Consider the following 17,435-nt stretch of genomic DNA (forward strand, 5'->3'; position numbering starts at 1 on the left):
GGTCACCACCTGTCCACGAAGGGGTCGGCGAGCTCCCCGTTCAACGCCGCCGACAGCGGGTGGTTGATGCGGGGCAAGAGGTAGACGTCGCTCAGACGTTCCAGCGGAACCCACTCGAAGCCCACCTGGATGGGGTCCGGCGGTTCCGGCATGCGCGGCTCTGCGTCGTCCACCTGCTCCGCGAGGAAGTTGAACTGGACCTTCTGTACGTCTCCGAACTCGCCCTGCCATGACTCGGGGACGTACTCGACGACGCACAGCAGACGCCGGGCCACGACCTGCAGGCCGGTCTCCTGCGCGACCTTGCGGTTCACGGCCTGGCGCAGGTCCTCGCCAACCTGGGCCTTGCCGCCGGGAAGGTTGTAGTGGAACCCGGCCTCGTCGTCGTACGACAGCAGCAGGACGGCGCCGTCGCGCACGATCGCCGCCTTCACGGAGACACTGATCCGAGGCAGCTCGGGTGTCAGACGCACGACAGCGCCTCCGGCTCGCCGACGCGCATCAGGTCGCCGACCTCCGCCAGAGACCCCGCAACGGTGGAGCGAAAACTCCCTCCGTGCCGGAACTGACGGGCGGCGGCACGCATACCCGCGAGGGCGGCACGGCTGAGCTGGTTCGCGTAGATGCAGAGGTGGAAGCCGGCCTCGCCGAGTTCGGCGGCGCTCAGGTCGGGGAACGCCGTGGGCACGCTGACCAGCGGCTCTCCGTGACTCCAAGCTCGCCCGATGACCCGCGCCTGCTCACCGGTCGCGTCCTTGGAGTGGATGAGCACCGCATCCGCTCCGGCCTCGGCGTACGCCTCGGCACGGGCGATCGCCGTGGCCATGTCCTCACCGGCGATCAGGGCCTCGGTGCGGGCCACGACCATGAGGCCGTCACCGGCGATCTTCCGTATGCGCCCCACCTGCTCGCACAGCAGGTCCCGGTCGGCTAGGTTCTGGGCCCGGTGGGCCGCGAAGCTGTTGCACTTCGGGTACGCGCTGTCCTCGACACACACCGCCGCGGCTCCGGCGCGCATCAGGTCGGACGCGAACCGCTCCGCCGTGCGCCCCGAACCGCCCGCGTTGTCGATGTCCACGATGACGGGCAGTTCGGTGACACGGCCGAGCGAGGCGACGACGTCGGACAGGTCGCGCGGGCCCAGGACGTTGGCGTCCGGCAGCCCGGAGGCCGCGGACACCTCCAGACCGCTCACCCACAGGGCGTCGAAGCCCGCTTCCGCCGCGACGTGCGCGGCGAGCGCGTTCACCGCACCGATCGCCAGGAGCGGGTGCTTTCGCTCGCTGTCGGCGAGGGCCTTGCGCAGATGCATCGCCTTCATGCCGTCAGCCATGGGTCTCTGCTCCTTCCGTGCGGGCGGCGACCGGCGGCACCAGCTGCCGTTGCCGTAGTACGTCCCAGGCGGCGAGCAGCACCTCGGACCTAGGCCGGCGGGCGTCCAGGCGGACCACGTCGCCGAGGAGCGGGAACTCGTCGGGTTTCGAGACCACGGCCTCGTAGGTCTCGCGCACCCGGCTCTGGACGTCGTGCACGTCCCAGTCGGCCCGGACGGCGTCACCCTGGCGGGCCTGCGCCCGGCTCATCGAGGCGTCGGTCTCCAGGTCCAGGACGAGTGTGAGATCGGGGGCCACGGTGAGGTGCGCGGCCAGCGTCTCGTACGTCTCCGACGCCCTCCTGCCGTGCTTCACGGCGAAGAAGGCAAGCTCGCTGAGGAGCCAGCGATCCGCGATCACGGGCCGGGCCGGCCGCTGGGGGAGCACGAGGCGATCCAGCGTGGCCCGCTTGTCCGTCGCGATCGCGGACAGGTAGGCGTCACGGTTCCCGGTGTTCGGCTGGTACTTGCCGGTGACGATGGCGGCGGCCTGGTCGGCGGCGAGGAAGTTGGTGGTGAGCATGCACAGCGGGGTGACGCCGTAGAGCCCCTCCCAGAGCCGGAACAGGCCCTTACGCAGCGTCGTCTTGCCGGTGCCGTCGAGCCCCTCGATGACGATGAACGGATAGCGGTGGTTCATTCGACCTGCCCCGCTCCCGTGCCGCCGGCGTACTTGGTGAAGCGGCCTCGCCAGCGGGCCGTGGTGGATACCAGGTCCACGAGCCGGAGCTCCGCCAACTCGTCGATGAGGCGGGGCAGCTCGGGCTCGGCGCAGATGCCGGCCTCGATTGCCCGGCAGTACGCGGCGCGGAGGGCCGGGTTATCGTCGGAGTTACGCAGCGCTGCCTCCAGCACCCGCGTGGCCATGCCGTGGGCCACGACGCTCACCGCGGTGCTCAGGGCCTGCTCGTGGAGCGGGCTCGGGTGCGGCTCCAGCGTGATGTGGTGCACCCCGCGGTGGCGGATGACCGTGAAGAAGCCCGCCCACCACGCGGCGGCGGCGCTGGCGGCGGTCACGGCGTCGGACCACGCCACCTCGGACTGCTCCGCGAGGATGCTCTGGGCAGCGGTGTCGGCGGCGCGGTGAAGTGCCCCGCGTTGGCCCCGCGACTCCGTTCCGTGTCGTTGGGGCAGCTCCCACCAGAAGCCGAGCCCGGCGTCCTCCAACAACGCCATCGCGGACTCGTCGCCTGCCGCCAGCAGGGACGGGCGCTGGGCCAGCACGGAGACATCGGCGCCCGGCACGTCGGGCAGCGCCTTCTTCTCGGCGACGGCAGCCCGCCATTCGTCGAGATGGAGATGGAGCCGCTGGGTCAGCAGCCCGTCCGCCAGCGTCTGCCAGGCGTGGGCCAGCGGCGGCGAACCGGGGGGCAGTGGCGGCAGGGTCAAGGAGGTCACAGGTCGGATCCTCACGTCCGGGGAGTCGCGGCACGCGGCTCCGATCGGTGGTGCCCCACAACGATGGCCGCCACGAAGGCCGACGCCTATGACTGTTTATGAGCCCCACCAGCGGAACGTGTCCGGGTGGTCGCGGAGCGAGGGAGAATGCCGACCATGGTCGACAGCGGACAGCGGCGGTGCACGCGCTGCGGTGCCCTTCTCAGTCGCTTCAACGCCGGTACACGATGCGCCTCGTGCCAGGACGGGCTGGCGGCCCGGCGGGCCGACCCGGCCTTCTGGCGTGATCCGACGGTCCGGCGAGCCGTGGCCGCTTGGGAACTCGGCACCGTCGTCAAGCTGTTCAGGAAGCACACGGGCCTCTCCCAGGCCGGCGTGGCGCGGATGGTCAGCATCGACCAAGCCGAGGTCAGCAGACTCGAGCGCGGGCTCAAACGGATCCGAGACCGACGGCAGTTCGTCCAGTGGACCGATGCGTTGGGAGTTCCGGAGGAACTGCTCGGGCTCCTGCCCACGGCCGATCCGCACACCCCGGACGCCACGAGCCGACCAGAAACGGCGGACACCGGGGCCCGTGGGTACGTGGCGCTGCCCGAAGGCCCAGGCCAGCTTCTGTTACCCGCCGGCCGGTCCGTCTCGACGACGGCGCTGCCCGTGCTGACCCTTCCCGCGGCCTCCTTCATCGGGGACAGCCTGCGACTCGACTCCCGCCCGGAGCTGGACGCCTGGCGCACCATGCCGATGCGCGCGCTCGTCGTCGCGAACCGCACGGTGGACGGGGCGGTCCGGCAGTTCGTCACCGACAACAGGCCGAGCGGCGTACGCGGCACCGCCTCCAACCCGGTCGACGTCCCGGCCGCGTACGAACTGGACGACCTGACATACGGCATCCTATGGGCCATGTCGGGATTCGAGGCGGCGCTGCTCGGCGACGACCAGGCCCTGCACGCCTCGCTGGCTTCGCTCACCGCTTCCCCAGGCTCGCCGCTCGCCTCCGACCACGGCCTGACCGAAGTGTCCACGATGCTGATCGGCTCGGAGACCGCAGCCCGGTACATCCTGGGCCACCGTGACCACCTGGGCGACGCACCCGTCTTCTGGACCAGGGAACAGCGTGGTGAGGAGGCCGCCACCTGGCTGTTCTTCCGGCACAAGTACCGCTACCTCGAACGAATGGCGCCCCTGCGTCCAGGCGGTACCAGCGGCCGGGGGTTCTGCGTCCCGGAGACGGCGGTCGCCTCCTCGCCGGCGTACGAGCGCGTTCTGATGTTCCTGGCCATCGCGCTCATGGAGTCCTTCGGTATCCGTACGTGGGTGACGGACGACGGAGGCTTCGCACACACCGACGGTTTCGCCCTCTCCCACGGGCGCCGAGCTGTCATCGCCTCATGGGTGCGGACCGAGGGGGCGTCGCACCTCGCGGTCACCGTGCGGCCGGGGGCCCTGCGCACGTTCGCTGACGTGACCGGCCACGTCAGCCACCACTCGGCCACGGCGGCCGAGCAGGCCGGACAGCGCCTCGCGGCAACGGCGGAGTACCTCGGCCTCAACGCCTCCTGGCTCGGTCGCCGGTGCGCACAGGTGTCGGCCGTCGGCACGGAGCGGCTGGCCCGGCCGCGCAGCCGGTTGCTCGGCCTCGAAGGGCTGGAGGCCGCCTGCCGCTTTGTGGCCGAGCAGTTGGTGATCGTTCCGCGTACCCGGACGGCGCCGACCCGATAGCCTGCGTGAACCACTCGCGAGGCCGCGCTCGGCGGCGTCCGGACAGGGGAGCAGGGGATATGACGGAGTCGGTCAGGAACGTGGCGGTCTTCTCCCTCGGCGGCACGATCGCCATGACCACCGATCCCACCATCGGAGGCGTCGTACCCGCGCTCTCGGCCCACGAACTCCTCGCCGCGGTGCCCGCCCTGGCCACGAGCGGAATCGGCCTCAAGGTGCGGGACTTCCGACGCCTCCCCGGTGCCTCCCTGACCTTCGAGGACCTCACTGCACTGTCGGCCGCGATCGCGGTGGAGCTGGAGACCGGGGACGTCGACGGCGTCGTCATCACCCAGGGCACCGACACCATCGAGGAGACCGCCTTCCTCCTCGACCTCTACCACGGCCACGAGCAGCCGGTCGTCGTCACCGGCGCGATGCGCAACCCCACCCTGCCCGGCGCCGACGGTCCGGCCAACCTGTACGCCGCTGTCCTGGCCGCGGCCGACCCTGGACTCAGGGGCGCCGGCTGCCTCGTCGTACTCGGCGACGAGATCCACTCGGCCCGGACCGTCCGCAAGTCCCACACCACCAGCCCAGCCGCCTTCACCTCACCGTCGTGCGGACCGATCGCGCGGGTCGCGGAGAACCGGGTGCGGATGGTGGGCGCCCTACCGCCCCGCGGGCCGATGGTCGGTGCCCCCGACCGTGAGGCGCGTGTCGGGCTCTACGTCGTCACCCTTGGCGACGACGGCGCACTGCTCGACCTGTGGGACGGCAACTGCGACGGGCTCGTGGTCGCGGCCTTCGGCGTCGGCCACGTCCCGGAGCGTCTGGTCGAAGGGCTCACCAAGCTCGCGTCCCGCATCCCCGTGGTCCTCGCCTCCCGCATCGGCAACGGGCCTGTCCTCTCGGACACGTACGGCTTCCCCGGTTCCGAGAAGGACCTCCTCGGACGAGGACTCATCGGCGCTGGCGACATCGGCCCGTACCACGCCCGGCTCCTGCTGCAGGCCCTGCTCGCCCAGGGCGCCGACGGGGCTGCGGTCCGAGAGACCTTCACCACCGCCTTCGCCCGCTGACCCACCTCTTCAGGAGACACCCGCGCATGCGTGCTCACGAGCTGACTGTAGGCCGTACCTTCGGCGTCACCTTCGACCACGGGGAGGACTTCTTCGAGGCGCTGTCCACCTGCTGCCGGGACAACGGCGTACGGCAGGGCTACATCCCCTCGTTCATCGGAGCCTTCGCAGAGGCCGAGATCGTGGGTGCCTGTGAGAAGCTCGAAGACCCGGACGCACCGGTCTGGGCGAAGACGTACGTCACCAATGTCGAGGCGTTCGGCGCCGGCACCCTCGCTCACGACCCGGCCACCGGCGGGATACTCCCGCACATCCACGTCTCCGCCGGTCTGAAGGCCCAGTCGGCCGACGGCAGGACGAGCCACCTCCTCAGCGCCAAGGTCCAGTTCCTCAGCGAGCTGCTGATCGTGGAGGTCACGTCGCCCACGATGACCCGGCCCCGAAATGCCGACCTCTACGACGTGCCGCTGCTCACGTTCGGCTGACCGGCAGGAGCCGGCGGAGCCAGTTGTGGCCAGGCGCGATCACCTTGATCGCGTCCGCCAGCCAGGCGCGTGCCGGAGCGTCGAGCAGCGGCAGCACCGCTTCGAAGTCGGTCTCGTCCTTGTCCCGGGTCGCCTTCGCCTTGTAGAAGAGCTGGACCTCGGGCGCGAGATACGGGATGCCCGTCTCGGTCGTGCGTCCGAGCTGGTCGATCGGGAGGCGGATCGCCGGGTCACGCCGAGAGACCCACTGGGTGCCCTCGGCCTCGTCCAGTATGAGCTGCACCGACCAGGGCGCATTGGGCGTGCAGCGGCACCAGATGTCGTGGAGCGGCGGCTGAAGGACCTCTCCGGGACGCCACGGCCGAAGCTCCCCTTGGCCGGGCGGGTCCGCCACGTGCAGGTCCCAGTCGGCCAGCAGGCCACGTACGAGGGCCTGGTCGCGCCGGAGGACGAGGACGTCGAGATCGCCGTGTGCGCGCAGCTCGCGGCCGACCGCGAGTTCGATCGCGTAGCCACCGGCGATCCACCACGGGAAGTCCGCCTTGGCGAAGACCGCGGCCACATCCTCGGGACGATCCGGCACCCAGCGTCCCAACACGTCAGCACCCACCCGCCCATACTCCCAGAGATCAGAGGGACGGAGCGAAGGCCGGCGGCGGGTCGCCCTGTCGCCCGCTCGCAGCCCCTGCGCTCATAAACGCCCATGAGCATCAGGGACACCGGCATCCATCGTTGGGTGCCTGACTCGCGACCTGCCTCGTGGCTGGTCCTTGAGCCACGATCCTTCCGGGGCCGCGTGCACGAAGCCAGGTGCTTCCTGCGGCGGTATGCCTCTCAGCGGCGTACTGGCCGCGCTTCCGCGACCACGTCGCAGCCCCGGGAGAAGGCCATCGTTGTCACCCACAGGAGGTCCGTCGCCCGATGATCAGCGCGCCATCCGCCGCTCTCGGCCTCGTGTACCGCTGGACCGACCGCACTCCCAACCCGACGGGCGAAGCCCGCGCGGTCCTGCGACGTGTCCTCAAGGACATGGGGCTGTCCGGGGACGTCGTCAGTGACGGCGTCCTGGCCGTCTCGGAGCTCGTGGCGAACGCGCACGAGCACGCGTGCGGCCCGTACGAGGTGCACGTCCGCTCGGCCGCCGGGAGGTACATCTGCGAGATCCATGACGGGGACCCTCTGCTCCCCACGGGCCTCTACCGCGGTACCACGTCGTCGACGGACGCCGAACCGGCCGAGGAGGCGAGCGGGTTGCTCGTCGAGCGTGGCCGGGGTCTGCGCATCGTGAACGAGCTGGCCCAGGGGCAATGGGGGTTCCACGTCACGGAACGTGGCGCCAAGGCCGCCTGGATTGTGCTGGCCCCGGCGTTGCCAGACTCGTCCGACGGGAGTGACGCTGACGGCACTCGGGCATCCCGGTTCGGGAATGAGCCGAGGCTCTGGCAGCTTGACAGCACATCAGAATCCCACGATGGCAGCGGTCAAGCCCGCCTCCGGCAGGAATCGGCCACAGATGCTCCACGTGCCCGGTGCGGCGGAGCTCCTCCCCTCGCCAACGTGTACGGTCCATCGAACAGCCTGGTGGCCGAAGACACGGGGGAGTTGTGAATCTTCAGCACAAGGCGGGGAGCCACGTCAACGCTTCGTGGTCCATGGTGCGGCTGCGGGACCTGATCTACGACATGCTGGGTCTGCTGTTCACGGAGCTCAGCGCTCATGGCGGGATGGCGGGTGACGACAACGCCGGCCGGGCCTTCGCCGCCGTCTACAAGCCGGCCGTGAAGACCGTCTTCGAGGCGGCCGGCCTCGCGCACCAGGTGATGGCGAACGGAGCGGGCGCCATGCTCAAGGCCACCGAGGACTTCCTCAAGCAGGAGAGCGCGATCGCCGCGTCCCTGCTCGGCCAGAGCGTACCGCCCGACATCGGCGCCAAGCCCTCGGCCCGACTGCAACCCGCGTGGCCGCCACAACGCCGAGGAGCTGCCCGAGGTCGTCGGCGAGACCAGTCTGGACCGACCAGTACCTGCTCAGCTCGCGCTTCCACGGCCAGCGGGACAAGCTCCGCAGGACGGCCAACGCCTGGCGTTCGGCGGCGGGCATCCTGGACGACGCCTACTGGGACTCCGAAAGCGCCTGGCGCACCGCGACCGCCCAGCAGCTCGGCGAGACCGCCGCAGCCGTCCAGACCTTCTTCACCGTGTTCGTCGGCAAGACACCACCTCCCTCCGAGGTGGGCGAGGACGAGACCCTGATGGCGAACCTGCCGTCCGCCTGCCGCATGATCGCCCACGCCTGCGACGTGTACGCGGAGCACATCGAAACGGCGCTGCAGAGGATCCCGGACGAGGAAAGCCCCCTCTTCGGCGAGCCACTTGCCATCTGGGAACGACCGCAGTTCGGTGGCGAGGGCCACGACGGCGGCCTGCACGAACTCGTCACCGGCGACATGCGCATCGCGCGCCTGGGGAACATCCCGCCGGCGCTCGACAGCTCGCAGGCCAAGGTCCCCATGCCGCAGCCGGACGGGGGCGGGTTCCTGCCCCTTTCGTCCTTGCCGCCCTTCCTCGCCCCGCTGATCCGGGTGCCCCTCCTGGTCCCCGTGGGCTACCGGCCGCCGAACGGTCCTCGCGTACAGCCGATAAGCCCCACTGACACGTTCTGACCCGCGCTTCCCGCCCCTCAGCGCCCCTGAGCAGCAGAACTTCCAGACATGGCTGAACTCTCTGCGTGTCGGCGACGTGTCCGGCGGGAAGCCCGCCGAGGTCACCTACCAGAAGCGGGTCGCCGGATACCCCGAGTACGAGGTCCCCATCCCGCCGGGCATCAGCGCCAACAGCACGCTGATGGTCGACGGCTTCCGTGACCGCGACGGCATGGCGATCGAGGCCAAGTACGTCAACAAGCCGAACAAGCCGTGCTACCGCTCGCTCGACGAACTTCGCGCGAGCCACGAGTCCGGCAAGAAGGACCTCCTGTACGACAAGGTCCGCAAGGAACTCACGAAGTACAACGCCGCTCTCAACGACCCGCGCAACAAGGAGATGCGGGGCGTGGAGACGGTCACCAACAACGCTGATTCCGTGGCCTACTGGCGCGTGATGATGGCCGCCTACGGCGTCAAGGGCTACGCCCGATACGTACCCTGACCAATGGCAGCACACGATGAGGGAGCGAGCGCGTGGACGCGTCCGAACTGGCCGAACTCCGCGCCATGTACGTCTTCGGCCCCGCCGAGGGTTCCACATGGGGCCTGACCTACCAGGGGATCGAGGCCAACCTGCGTGAGCGGGAGACGGATACGTTCGTCCGTATCGATGAGGGGGAGGAGGGTCCCGTTCGCGGGTCCGTCATGCACTTCGGCATCACGGTCGGCGAGGAGGAGCTGGAGGGCATGGCCAAGCTGTCCCCGGCAGGCATTGCCATCGAGGACTGCACGGCGCTTGCCGCGGCGGAGTTCGTCAAGTGGCTGTGGGGCAGCATCGTCCCGGACGGCAGCAGCATCACCTTCAACACGGAGTGGGGCCTGGAAGCCGGCCTGCCCGACGCTCTCGTCCCCCAAGTACCCCGCCCCCGCCTCGTGGCCACCTTCCTCGCTCATCTCGAAGTCACCGGCGGGCTGGACTGACAGCGAGCACATCCCTGGGGATCACCGCCACGTGAGCGACATGCGAAGGGCTTGGACACCATGACAGAGAAGACCTCCCGCGCCTCGGACGAAGAGGCCAGTCGCGACGTCGGCCCTATGGGTGCTCCAGCCATCCTGAGCAACGAGCCTGGCTCGTTCGCCTGGGGCGTGCTGGCCAAGCGCCACCCTGCCCTCATCCAGCAGGTACGAGACGCCTTCCCGTACGGCCGCCGACAGCGCGAGGCCCTCGACGCCCTGCTGGACGAGATCACCAACGGTGTGATCGAGCCGCTTGGCCCCTTGGAGCGCGACAACGAGCGCTGGGCGGACTGGAGGCGGGAGTACTTCGGGCGCTCGTGGTACGACGCCCCGTTCCTGTGGGCGGAGAGCTACTTCTACCGCAGGCTCCTCGGCGTGGTCGGGTACTTCGGCGCCGGGCCGTGGCAGGGAGTGGATCCGTTCGCGCCGTTCAAGCAGGCCGAACTGCGAGGCGAGGCGGTGGAGGAGGAGCTGCGGGCCCTGGACGCGCTCGCCGACGCTCCGCCCCACGAGCGGGCAACGGCGCTGCTTCACGCGTCGCTTTGGGGCAACCGCGCGGACCTCGGCTTCAGCCTCTCGGCGGGGGAGCCGGGAACGACTGACGCCGTGACCTCTGTGCTCACCCAGGCGCCCGGCGAAGCCAGCCGCATCGGCGGCCGCCTCTGGAAGGCCATGGCGGTCGGAACCCTGGAGGTCCGTACCCACCCGTTCTTCTGTGCTCCGCTGCCGTACGAGGAGATGCCCGAGGACCTTCGCGTCGAGTTCGAGAGCGCCACGCTCACCATCCTGAAGGGCGACCTCAACTACCGCCGTCTGGTGGGCGACCAGCTGTGGCACCCCACGACACCCTTCGCCGATCGCACCCAGTACTTCCCCGGGGCCGTCGCGGTGCTCCGGACATTGAAGTCCGATGTCATCGTCGGCCTGGAGCAGGAGACCGTGGATGCTCTCGAACTGGATGGGGCCGCCTGGCGTACGAGCGGTACCCACGCGCTGATCCAAGTGCGACCGTAGATCTGGGTGAGGGCTTCGGGCGGTGCGGCTGGTTCCCGTGGGAGGACGTGGAGGCGCGCCTCGGCCTGCTCATCCTCACTGCCGCCGCCGCACTGGACGACCTCACCGGCGATGCCTGGGACACGGTGGATACGCGGCTGCGTTTCCTCGTGGCGAGGGTCGCGGCCTAGGCCGGACATGAACCCCAGCTGACCCGCTCCACCCTCTGTACGGAAGGGCCCGCACGGCAGTGCGGGCCCTTCCGCGTCATCCCCTACTTTGCGGACGCACACGCCCTAGTGGGGCGTATCCCGCCTCCCCGGTGGGAGATGAGTGGGAGACAAGTGGGAGATGATCATGGCGGGGTGCTGCAATCAGGCGCTAGGAAATGCTAGATAGCGCTACCTGTGCGGCCCTGGTTCAGCCGCCGGATTCGCCCGCGTGCGGGCTGAGCACACCGGCTCCCACCAGCACGAACAGCAGGATGCCCAGGAGGATCCGGTAGATCACGAAGGGCATGAAGCTCTTGTTGGAGATCCACTTCATGAACCACGCGATCACCGCGTATCCCGAAGCGAACGCGATCACCGTGGCGAACAGGGTCGGTCCCCAGGCCACCTCACCCTCGCCGAGCGAGTCCTTCACCTCGAACGCGCCGGAGGCGAGGACGGCCGGGACGGCGAGCAGGAAGGAGTAGCGGGCCGCGGCCTCGCGCCGGTAGCCCATGAACAGGCCGCCGCTGATGGTCGCGCCGGAACGGGACACGCCGGGGATCAGGGCGCAGGCCTGGCAGAGGCCGAAGACGAGGCCGTCCTTGACGCCCAGGTCGTCCAGTGTCTTGCGCTGCTTGGGGGCGCGGTGCCGGCCGCCCGTCTCGTCACGGGCCGCCAGCCGGTCGGCGACGCCGATGACCACGCCGACGACGACGAGCATGGTGGCGGTGATCCGCAGATCGCGGAACGGCCCCTCGATCTGGTCCTTCAGGGTCACGCCCAGCACGCCGATGGGTATGGAGCCCACGATCACCAGCCAGCCCATCTGCGCGTCGTGGTCGCGGCGCATGGCGCGGTCGGACAGTGACCGGAACCAGGCCGCGATGATCCGGCCGATGTCCTTGCGGAAGTAGATCAGTACCGCCGCCTCCGTGCCGATCTGCGTGATCGCCGTGAAGGCCGCCCCGGGATCCTCCCAGCCCGAGAACGCCGCGGTCAGCCGCAGATGCGCGCTGGAGGAGACGGGCAGGAACTCGGTCAGTCCCTGGACGAGTCCGAGGACGAGGGATTCGAACCAAGACATGGGGGTACGGCGTCCAAGCGCTGGGGAGAAAAGGTGATCATGTGACGACCGAAGCGTAGCGGGCCCGGATGGCAGTGCGGAAACAGGGGCCGGACGGCGCCCTCAGGCGGCCGTCGGCCCGGCCACGGTCCAGCCCGGGGCCTGCGGATGGGCCGTCAGGTCCTCGTGGCGCACGGGGTCGCCGCACGCCTGGCAGGTGACCACCGGCACCAGTTCGCTGCCGCAGACGTGCTCGACGGCCATCGGCAGGTCGGCGCCCTTGCGGAGGTGGCGGTCCCCCCACTCCTTGAGGGTCATCAGGACCGGCTCCAGCTCCAGTCCCGCCTGTGTGGGCCGGTACTCGAAGCGCTGGGGGCGTTCGCTGTAGAGGCGCTTGGTGAGGATGCCGGCCTCCACGAGCCGGCGCAGCCGGGTGGCCAGGATGTCGCGTGGGGCGCCGATGTTGCGCACGAGCTGGTCGAAACGGCCGTTGCCCAGGCACACCTCCCGCAGGACGAGCAGCGAGTACTTCTCGCCGACCAGTGCGAGGGCGTCGGCGATGGAGCAGGGGCGCGGGTCCTTCGTGGCGGCCATGAGGCCAGTCTAGAGGAGGGTTGGAATTTCCAACTTACCGAGTTAGGGTGAGTCCGGATTTCCTACTCACCGGTAGCCCGTCCGATCACCGCAGGAGGCCGGCCCCATGCGCGACGCCGTCATCGTCGAAGCCGTACGCACCCCCATCGGCAAGGGCAAGCCGAACGGCTCCCTCGCCCACGTCCACCCCGTACAGCTCCTCGCCCACACCCTGCGCACCCTGGTCGAGCGCTCCGGCGTCGACCCCGCGCTGATCGACGACGTGATCGGCGGCACCGTCGACCAGGTCGGCGAACAGGCCATGAACACCACCCGGTACGCCGTTCTCGCCGCCGGCTTCCCCGAGTCCGTGCCGGCGACCACGGTGGACCGCCAGTGCGGCTCGTCCCAGCAGGCCGTGCACTTCGCCGCGCAGGGCGTCATCTCGGGCGCGTACGACCTCGTCGTCGCCTGCGGTGTGGAGTCGATGAGCCGGGTGCCGATGTGGTCCAACGTGCCCGCCGGCGCGGACCCGTTCGGGCCCGGTGTCGCCGAGCGCTACCCGGAGGGCCTCGTCCCGCAGGGCATCAGCGCCGAACTCATCGCCGCCAAGCACTCCCTCACGCGGGCGCGGATGGACGAGTTCGCCGTCTCCTCCCACCGCAAGGCCGCCGCCGCGTGGCGGGACGGACTGTTCGACGACGAGATCGCGCCGCTGGACGGCGTGGCCCGCGACGAGTGCGTCCGCCCGGACAGCACCCCGGAGATCCTCGCCGGCCTCAGGCCCGCCTATCACGACCCCGGCTTCGCCGAGCGCTTCCCGCAGATCGAGTGGAACGTCACCGCGGGCAACGCCAGCCCCGTCAACGACGGCGCCTCCGCCGTCCTGATCACCTCCGGTGACACCGCCGCCCGGCTCGGCCTGCGCCCGCTCGCCCGCCTGCACAGCTTCGCCGTGACCGGCTCCGACCCACTGCTGATGCTCACCGGTGTCGTCCCGGCGACGGAGAAGGTGCTGCGCAGGGCCGGCCTGAGCATGGCCGACATCGACCTGTTCGAGGTCAACGAGGCGTTCGCCGCCGTAGTGCTGGCCTGGCAGCAGGAGACCGGTGCCGGCCTCGACAGGGTCAACGTGCACGGCGGCGCGATCGCCCTCGGCCACCCGCTCGGCGCCAGCGGCACCCGGCTGACCACCACCCTGGTGCACGCGATGCGCCGACGCGGCGCCCGGTACGGCCTCCAGACCATGTGCGAGGCGGGCGGTCTCGCCAACGCGATGATCCTGGAAGGAGTCTGAGCCGGGAATCCCCCCGCAACGTCGGCGCCTCCCGCAGCGCCGGTGCCGCCCGCAGCGCCGTCCGGCCGTCAGGCCAGGGCACGACCCGCGGCGGCGACCAGGTCGTCGGTCGCCGCGATGGCGGCCTCACGGCGGGCGGCCAGCAGGGTGTGGTCGGTCACGTCGCGGATGCCGAACGCCGCCAGCGCGGCCCTGCGGGCGGGTTCGGCCAGGGACGGTTCCAGCACCGAGACCGAGACGAGGGGAGCGGTGACGGCGGACCGGGTGGCGTGGGACGCGGCCCGGGCCGCCGCGACGGTCTCCGCGCTCGCGCCGCTCAGCCGCAGGTCCTCACGGTGCCACATGGCCCGCCGGTGGTCGCCCAGCGCGGCCACCAGCTCGCCCAGCGCCGACCGCAGCGCATCCGCCCTGCGGTCGGCGCGGGCGGCCCGCTCGTGCCTGGACTGCATCAGCCCGGTGAGCGCGCCACCGAGCAGCGTGCCGACGACGGCGATGATGCTGGGTCACATCGGGACATCCTCCTCGGCTGGGTCGTCCTCCCCGGCCGGCCGCGGCGATCGGCTGAGCCGACTCCCCGGCCGCCGGTACGGCTCACCGGCCGCGGAGCTGGTGGCGCTTGCGCCAGGCCACCACCGACCCGGCCAGCGCCGGTAGGGCGATGCAGCCCATCGCGATCAGGAAGGCGGGGGACGTGGGCGTCGAGGCGCGGGCGCCGGCGACGGCGTAGGCGGCCGTGTTCGGGACCGAGCCCAGGGCCGTCGCCAGCAGGAAGGGCAGCCAGCGCATGCGGGAGACGGCCGCGCAGTAGTTCGCGGCCCAGAACGGCACCCCCGGGAACAGCCGGGCGATCAGCATGGACCGGAACCCGTGCCGGCTCAGTTGCCCGTCGGCCGCCTTCAGCCAGCGGCCCCGCAGCAGCGGGCGCAGTGCGTCCTGCCCGAGCAGCCGGCCCAGCCCGAACGCCACCCCGGCACCCAGCACGGTGCCGGCGAGCGCCGTCGACAGCCCGAGCTGCGAGCCGAACAGCGCGCCCGCGGCCAGGTTCAGCAGGGGGCGCGGGACGAACGCCACGGTGCACAGCCCGTACGCCGCCGAGAAGACGACGGCTGCCGCGACCCCGCCGAGCTGCGGCGGCCAGCCGTGCGTCAGCAGCCGCTGCGGCTCGAACAGCACCACGGCCACCACGCCGCCCGCGAGCAGGGCGAACAGCAGCGAGAGCCGGGCGTGGGGGGACCGCAGCACACGGGCGCAGCGGGCGGCGAATCTCGAACGGGGCAGCGGTGGGACGGGCGTGGCCATGGGGGCACCCGCGGTGACGGCCGCGGCCGTGGGGGCGGTCAGGGGGACGGCGAGCTCCGTGCCGGCGGCCCGGGGAGAGGCCGCGGCGGTGCCAGAGCGGTTGGCATCGAGCATCTGGTGACACTAACCGACGGGCGTGTGTGATCGCTGTATGGTCCGAACTCGCCCACCGTGGAAAAGGGTTCGACGCCGGACAAACCGTCGGTGATGATGGACGGCATGTCCCGGTTCGCCTTCCTCCTCGCAGCATCCGCCGTCGCGGACGCACCGAAGGCTGCCGTCGCGCTCCTCGTGGCCGCTCCCGGCGGCGCCCGAAGCTGACCCTCTCCGGACAGTCCGGCGGACCCCGCAGGGGGAGGGTCGGCGGGTCCCAGGGGTCCCCGCGTTGTCATCCCGGCTGAGAGGCTCCGAGGTACAGCCATGTCCAGAACGGCCTACGTGCGCACCAAACCGCACCTGAACATCGGCACCATGGGTCACGTCGACCACGGCAAGACCACCCTGACCGCCGCCATCACCAAGGTCCTCGCCGAGCGCGGCACCGGCACCTTCGTGCCGTTCGACCGCATCGACCGCGCGCCCGAGGAGGCCGCCCGCGGCATCGCCATCAACCTCACGCACGTCGAGTACGAGACCGACACCCGGCACTACGCCCATGTCGACATGCCCGGGCACGCCGACTACGTGGTTTGCGCACCCTGTCATATTGGTAGCTCGGTAGCAGAGGGGCGGGACCGTGGACGAGATCGACTTGTATCTACGTCGAAGCAAGATCACACGGGAAGGCGTGGAGGCTCTGACCTTCACGACACAGGAGGAACGCGGGCGAGCGTGGGCAGACCAGCATAATTACCGAGTACGCAAGGTGTGGAAGGACAACCTCAGCGCATGGACGGACGTCAAGCGTCCCGATTTCACGAAGGCACTGGGAGCGCTCAGGCGTAAAGAAGTGCCCGCACTGTGGTGTTACGCGGTGGACCGGTTCGACCGCCAGGGGGCCGGCTCTGTCATTCAGCTACTCGACGCGGGCGCCCGGATCATCTTCGACTACGAGCGGCTCGACAGCGCAGTCCCACGTGACCGAGAGCGCATCATCAACGACGCCGAACGCGCCAAGACCGTGTCAGATCTCCTGTCGCACCGTGTGCGCGACACGAAGCAGGGACAGCGACGGCGGGGTGAGTGGTTGGGAGCCGCCCCATTTGGGCTGAGCAAGGACAAGAAAGGGAAGCTGCACCATGGCGCGCACTGGGACACAGTCCTCCGCGTCATCACGGACGTTGCCGACGGGTACGCGCCCCGCGTCGTCGCCCGGCGGCTGACGAGTGACCGCAAAGCCTCCCCGAAGGGCGGACCCTGGAACGCGTCGACGGTCCGGCGCATTGTCTACAACCCTGTGTACGAGGGATGGCAAGTCGTTGCGCTGTCCCGCAAGCACACGTGGCCCGTGGCGTATCGCAACGAGGCTGGAGAGCGGGTCCGTGTGTTTGCTGACGGTGTCGACCCGGTCCCTGCGGATCTCGTCGCGAAGGCAAGGCGAGTGCACGCCGGCCACCAGCGCGGAGCACTAGGACCGCGCGTCGGCAAGGCGACGCATCTCCTGACGGACCTACTCCGGTGCGCTGGCTGTGGGGCGAAGATGCCGACGAGCGGGCGCTCCTACGTCTGCAACGGTCACGCCATGGGCAAGCCGTGCCCGGCGCCTGCGTCGGCCATGCGCGCTCGCGTCGAGGAGTACGTCTACCGGGCGTGGGTCGGGGCCGTCAGCGCTGCCGACGTAGACGCAGGCGACCCGCTGATGATCGCTGTTGCGGAGCGGTGGGCGGCTCTCGTAGCTCCAGAGGAGACAGAGGAAGCGCAGGAAGCGCTAGGCGCCGTCAAGGCTGCGGAGGCGGCCGTCGAGCGACTCGCCAACGACCGTGCGAAGGGGCTGTATGACGGCGCCATGGGCAAGTACTTCCCCCGCCTCGTCGCGGAGGCAGAGGAGACACTGAAGGAAGCACAGGCACGCGCTAACGGGCTAACTGGCGGGAACGTCGACCTGACGATGTTCGATGACGCCGAACTCCTCGAAGAGGCGTGGGAGGCGGCCGACTTGCCTATGCGCCGTGACCTCCTCCGCGTCGCTATCGAGAAGATCACCGTGACGCAGGCGGCGCGACGGGGCGCCCCGTTCGACGGTGACGCCCGATGCATCATCGAGTGGGCCACACCCGCGGAAGAGTAGCCGCACACAAAGGAGCCCCCGTCGTGTACCGACGGGGGCCTTCGTCATTCCGTGGGCGGCGCGCTCCACGGT

At 70.3% G+C, this 17,435-nt stretch carries 20 protein-coding genes and 1 pseudogene; 12 read left to right on the plus strand and 9 right to left on the minus strand.

Annotation, left to right across the window (positions count from 1 at the left end; translation table 11 throughout):
* Positions 1-2: 2 nt before the first annotated feature.
* The 4 genes from D9753_RS30295 to D9753_RS37185 are packed head-to-tail and all read right to left on the minus strand — an operon-like array spanning position 3 to position 2,770.
* Positions 3-473, minus strand: a complete 471-nt coding sequence (locus D9753_RS30295; protein WP_121789890.1) for an NUDIX domain-containing protein — start codon at positions 471-473, stop codon at positions 3-5.
* Positions 464-1,333, minus strand: coding sequence for an isocitrate lyase/phosphoenolpyruvate mutase family protein (locus D9753_RS30300; protein WP_205614300.1), 870 nt, complete (start codon positions 1,331-1,333; stop codon positions 464-466). The genes D9753_RS30295 and D9753_RS30300 overlap by 10 nt, the downstream gene beginning before the upstream one ends.
* The gene (locus D9753_RS30305; protein WP_121789891.1) at positions 1,326-2,012 is read right to left on the minus strand and encodes a dTMP kinase; all 687 of its coding nucleotides are present in this window, start codon (positions 2,010-2,012) and stop codon (positions 1,326-1,328) included. Before D9753_RS30305 ends, D9753_RS30300 begins: the two co-directional genes overlap by 8 nt.
* Complete coding sequence (locus tag D9753_RS37185; RefSeq protein WP_205614301.1) at positions 2,009-2,770, minus strand: hypothetical protein; 762 nt, start codon at positions 2,768-2,770, stop codon at positions 2,009-2,011. Before D9753_RS37185 ends, D9753_RS30305 begins: the two co-directional genes overlap by 4 nt.
* Positions 2,771-3,076: 306 nt before the next feature.
* Between D9753_RS37185 and D9753_RS30315 the strand changes: the two genes are divergently transcribed.
* From D9753_RS30315 to D9753_RS30325, 3 genes are read left to right on the plus strand one after another with little or no spacing between them, the layout of a single operon-like run.
* Positions 3,077-4,489 carry a helix-turn-helix domain-containing protein gene (locus D9753_RS30315; RefSeq protein ID WP_163010831.1) on the plus strand — a complete coding sequence of 471 codons (1,413 nt, stop codon included), beginning with the start codon at positions 3,077-3,079 and terminating at the stop codon, positions 4,487-4,489.
* A 59-nt stretch (positions 4,490-4,548) separates the two neighbouring features.
* Entirely contained in the window at positions 4,549-5,550 is a 1,002-nt protein-coding gene (locus D9753_RS30320) for an asparaginase (RefSeq protein ID WP_121789893.1), read from the plus strand.
* A 26-nt stretch (positions 5,551-5,576) separates the two neighbouring features.
* Positions 5,577-6,035 (plus strand): PPC domain-containing DNA-binding protein, encoded by a 459-nt coding sequence (locus tag D9753_RS30325; RefSeq protein WP_121789894.1) that lies wholly within the window; start codon positions 5,577-5,579, stop codon positions 6,033-6,035.
* On the opposite strand, the gene D9753_RS30330 is transcribed toward D9753_RS30325, so the two are convergent.
* Entirely contained in the window at positions 6,022-6,645 is a 624-nt protein-coding gene (locus D9753_RS30330) for a nucleotidyltransferase domain-containing protein (RefSeq protein WP_121789895.1), read from the minus strand. The two genes, D9753_RS30325 and D9753_RS30330, sit on opposite strands and share 14 nt — an antisense overlap.
* Positions 6,646-6,956: 311 nt before the next feature.
* Here D9753_RS30330 and D9753_RS30335 point away from each other — a divergent pair, with 311 nt between their 5' ends.
* From D9753_RS30335 to D9753_RS38790, 6 genes are all read left to right on the plus strand, one after another.
* Positions 6,957-7,643 carry an ATP-binding protein gene (locus tag D9753_RS30335; RefSeq protein WP_121789896.1) on the plus strand — a complete coding sequence of 229 codons (687 nt, stop codon included), beginning with the start codon at positions 6,957-6,959 and terminating at the stop codon, positions 7,641-7,643.
* Positions 7,644-7,992: 349 nt separating this feature from the next.
* On the plus strand, positions 7,993-8,697 hold the full coding sequence (locus tag D9753_RS30340) for a hypothetical protein (RefSeq protein ID WP_121789897.1): 705 nt from the start codon (positions 7,993-7,995) through the stop codon (positions 8,695-8,697).
* A 76-nt stretch (positions 8,698-8,773) separates the two neighbouring features.
* Positions 8,774-9,181, plus strand: a complete 408-nt coding sequence (locus tag D9753_RS30345) for a restriction endonuclease fold toxin-2 domain-containing protein (RefSeq protein WP_240468320.1) — start codon at positions 8,774-8,776, stop codon at positions 9,179-9,181.
* A 32-nt stretch (positions 9,182-9,213) separates the two neighbouring features.
* Entirely contained in the window at positions 9,214-9,660 is a 447-nt protein-coding gene (locus tag D9753_RS30350; RefSeq protein WP_121789899.1) for a hypothetical protein, read from the plus strand.
* 60 nt (positions 9,661-9,720) lie between these two features.
* Positions 9,721-10,713: an ARMT1-like domain-containing protein gene (locus D9753_RS30355; protein WP_121791366.1), complete on the plus strand. Its 993-nt coding sequence runs from the start codon at positions 9,721-9,723 to the stop codon at positions 10,711-10,713.
* Between the two features lie 47 nt (positions 10,714-10,760).
* Entirely contained in the window at positions 10,761-10,883 is a 123-nt protein-coding gene (locus D9753_RS38790; protein WP_276209449.1) for a hypothetical protein, read from the plus strand.
* Positions 10,884-11,112: 229 nt separating this feature from the next.
* Here the strand turns inward: D9753_RS38790 and D9753_RS30360 are convergent, their stop codons facing one another.
* On the minus strand, positions 11,113-11,988 hold the full coding sequence (locus D9753_RS30360) for an undecaprenyl-diphosphate phosphatase (RefSeq protein ID WP_121789900.1): 876 nt from the start codon (positions 11,986-11,988) through the stop codon (positions 11,113-11,115).
* Positions 11,989-12,090: 102 nt separating this feature from the next.
* Positions 12,091-12,561 carry a winged helix-turn-helix transcriptional regulator gene (locus tag D9753_RS30365; protein WP_121789901.1) on the minus strand — a complete coding sequence of 157 codons (471 nt, stop codon included), beginning with the start codon at positions 12,559-12,561 and terminating at the stop codon, positions 12,091-12,093.
* A gap of 106 nt (positions 12,562-12,667) precedes the next feature.
* Between D9753_RS30365 and D9753_RS30370 the strand changes: the two genes are divergently transcribed.
* Positions 12,668-13,837 (plus strand): thiolase family protein, encoded by a 1,170-nt coding sequence (locus D9753_RS30370; protein WP_121789902.1) that lies wholly within the window; start codon positions 12,668-12,670, stop codon positions 13,835-13,837.
* 68 nt (positions 13,838-13,905) lie between these two features.
* Here D9753_RS30370 and D9753_RS30375 read toward each other — a convergent pair whose 3' ends face one another.
* Both D9753_RS30375 and D9753_RS30380 read right to left on the minus strand, forming a co-directional pair.
* Entirely contained in the window at positions 13,906-14,286 is a 381-nt protein-coding gene (locus D9753_RS30375) for a protein kilB (RefSeq protein ID WP_163010832.1), read from the minus strand.
* Positions 14,287-14,428: 142 nt separating this feature from the next.
* The gene (locus D9753_RS30380; RefSeq protein WP_121789903.1) at positions 14,429-15,250 is read right to left on the minus strand and encodes a TVP38/TMEM64 family protein; all 822 of its coding nucleotides are present in this window, start codon (positions 15,248-15,250) and stop codon (positions 14,429-14,431) included.
* A gap of 306 nt (positions 15,251-15,556) precedes the next feature.
* Here D9753_RS30380 and D9753_RS30385 point away from each other — a divergent pair.
* Both D9753_RS30385 and D9753_RS30390 read left to right on the plus strand, forming a co-directional pair.
* Positions 15,557-15,823 (plus strand): annotated as a pseudogene (locus D9753_RS30385) (GTP-binding protein); the annotation flags it as partial.
* 49 nt (positions 15,824-15,872) lie between these two features.
* Positions 15,873-17,363 (plus strand): recombinase family protein, encoded by a 1,491-nt coding sequence (locus tag D9753_RS30390; protein WP_121789904.1) that lies wholly within the window; start codon positions 15,873-15,875, stop codon positions 17,361-17,363.
* The last annotated feature ends 72 nt before the right edge of the window (positions 17,364-17,435 follow it).

The sequence above is a fragment of the Streptomyces dangxiongensis genome, assembly GCF_003675325.1.
Classification (GTDB): domain Bacteria; phylum Actinomycetota; class Actinomycetes; order Streptomycetales; family Streptomycetaceae; genus Streptomyces; species Streptomyces dangxiongensis.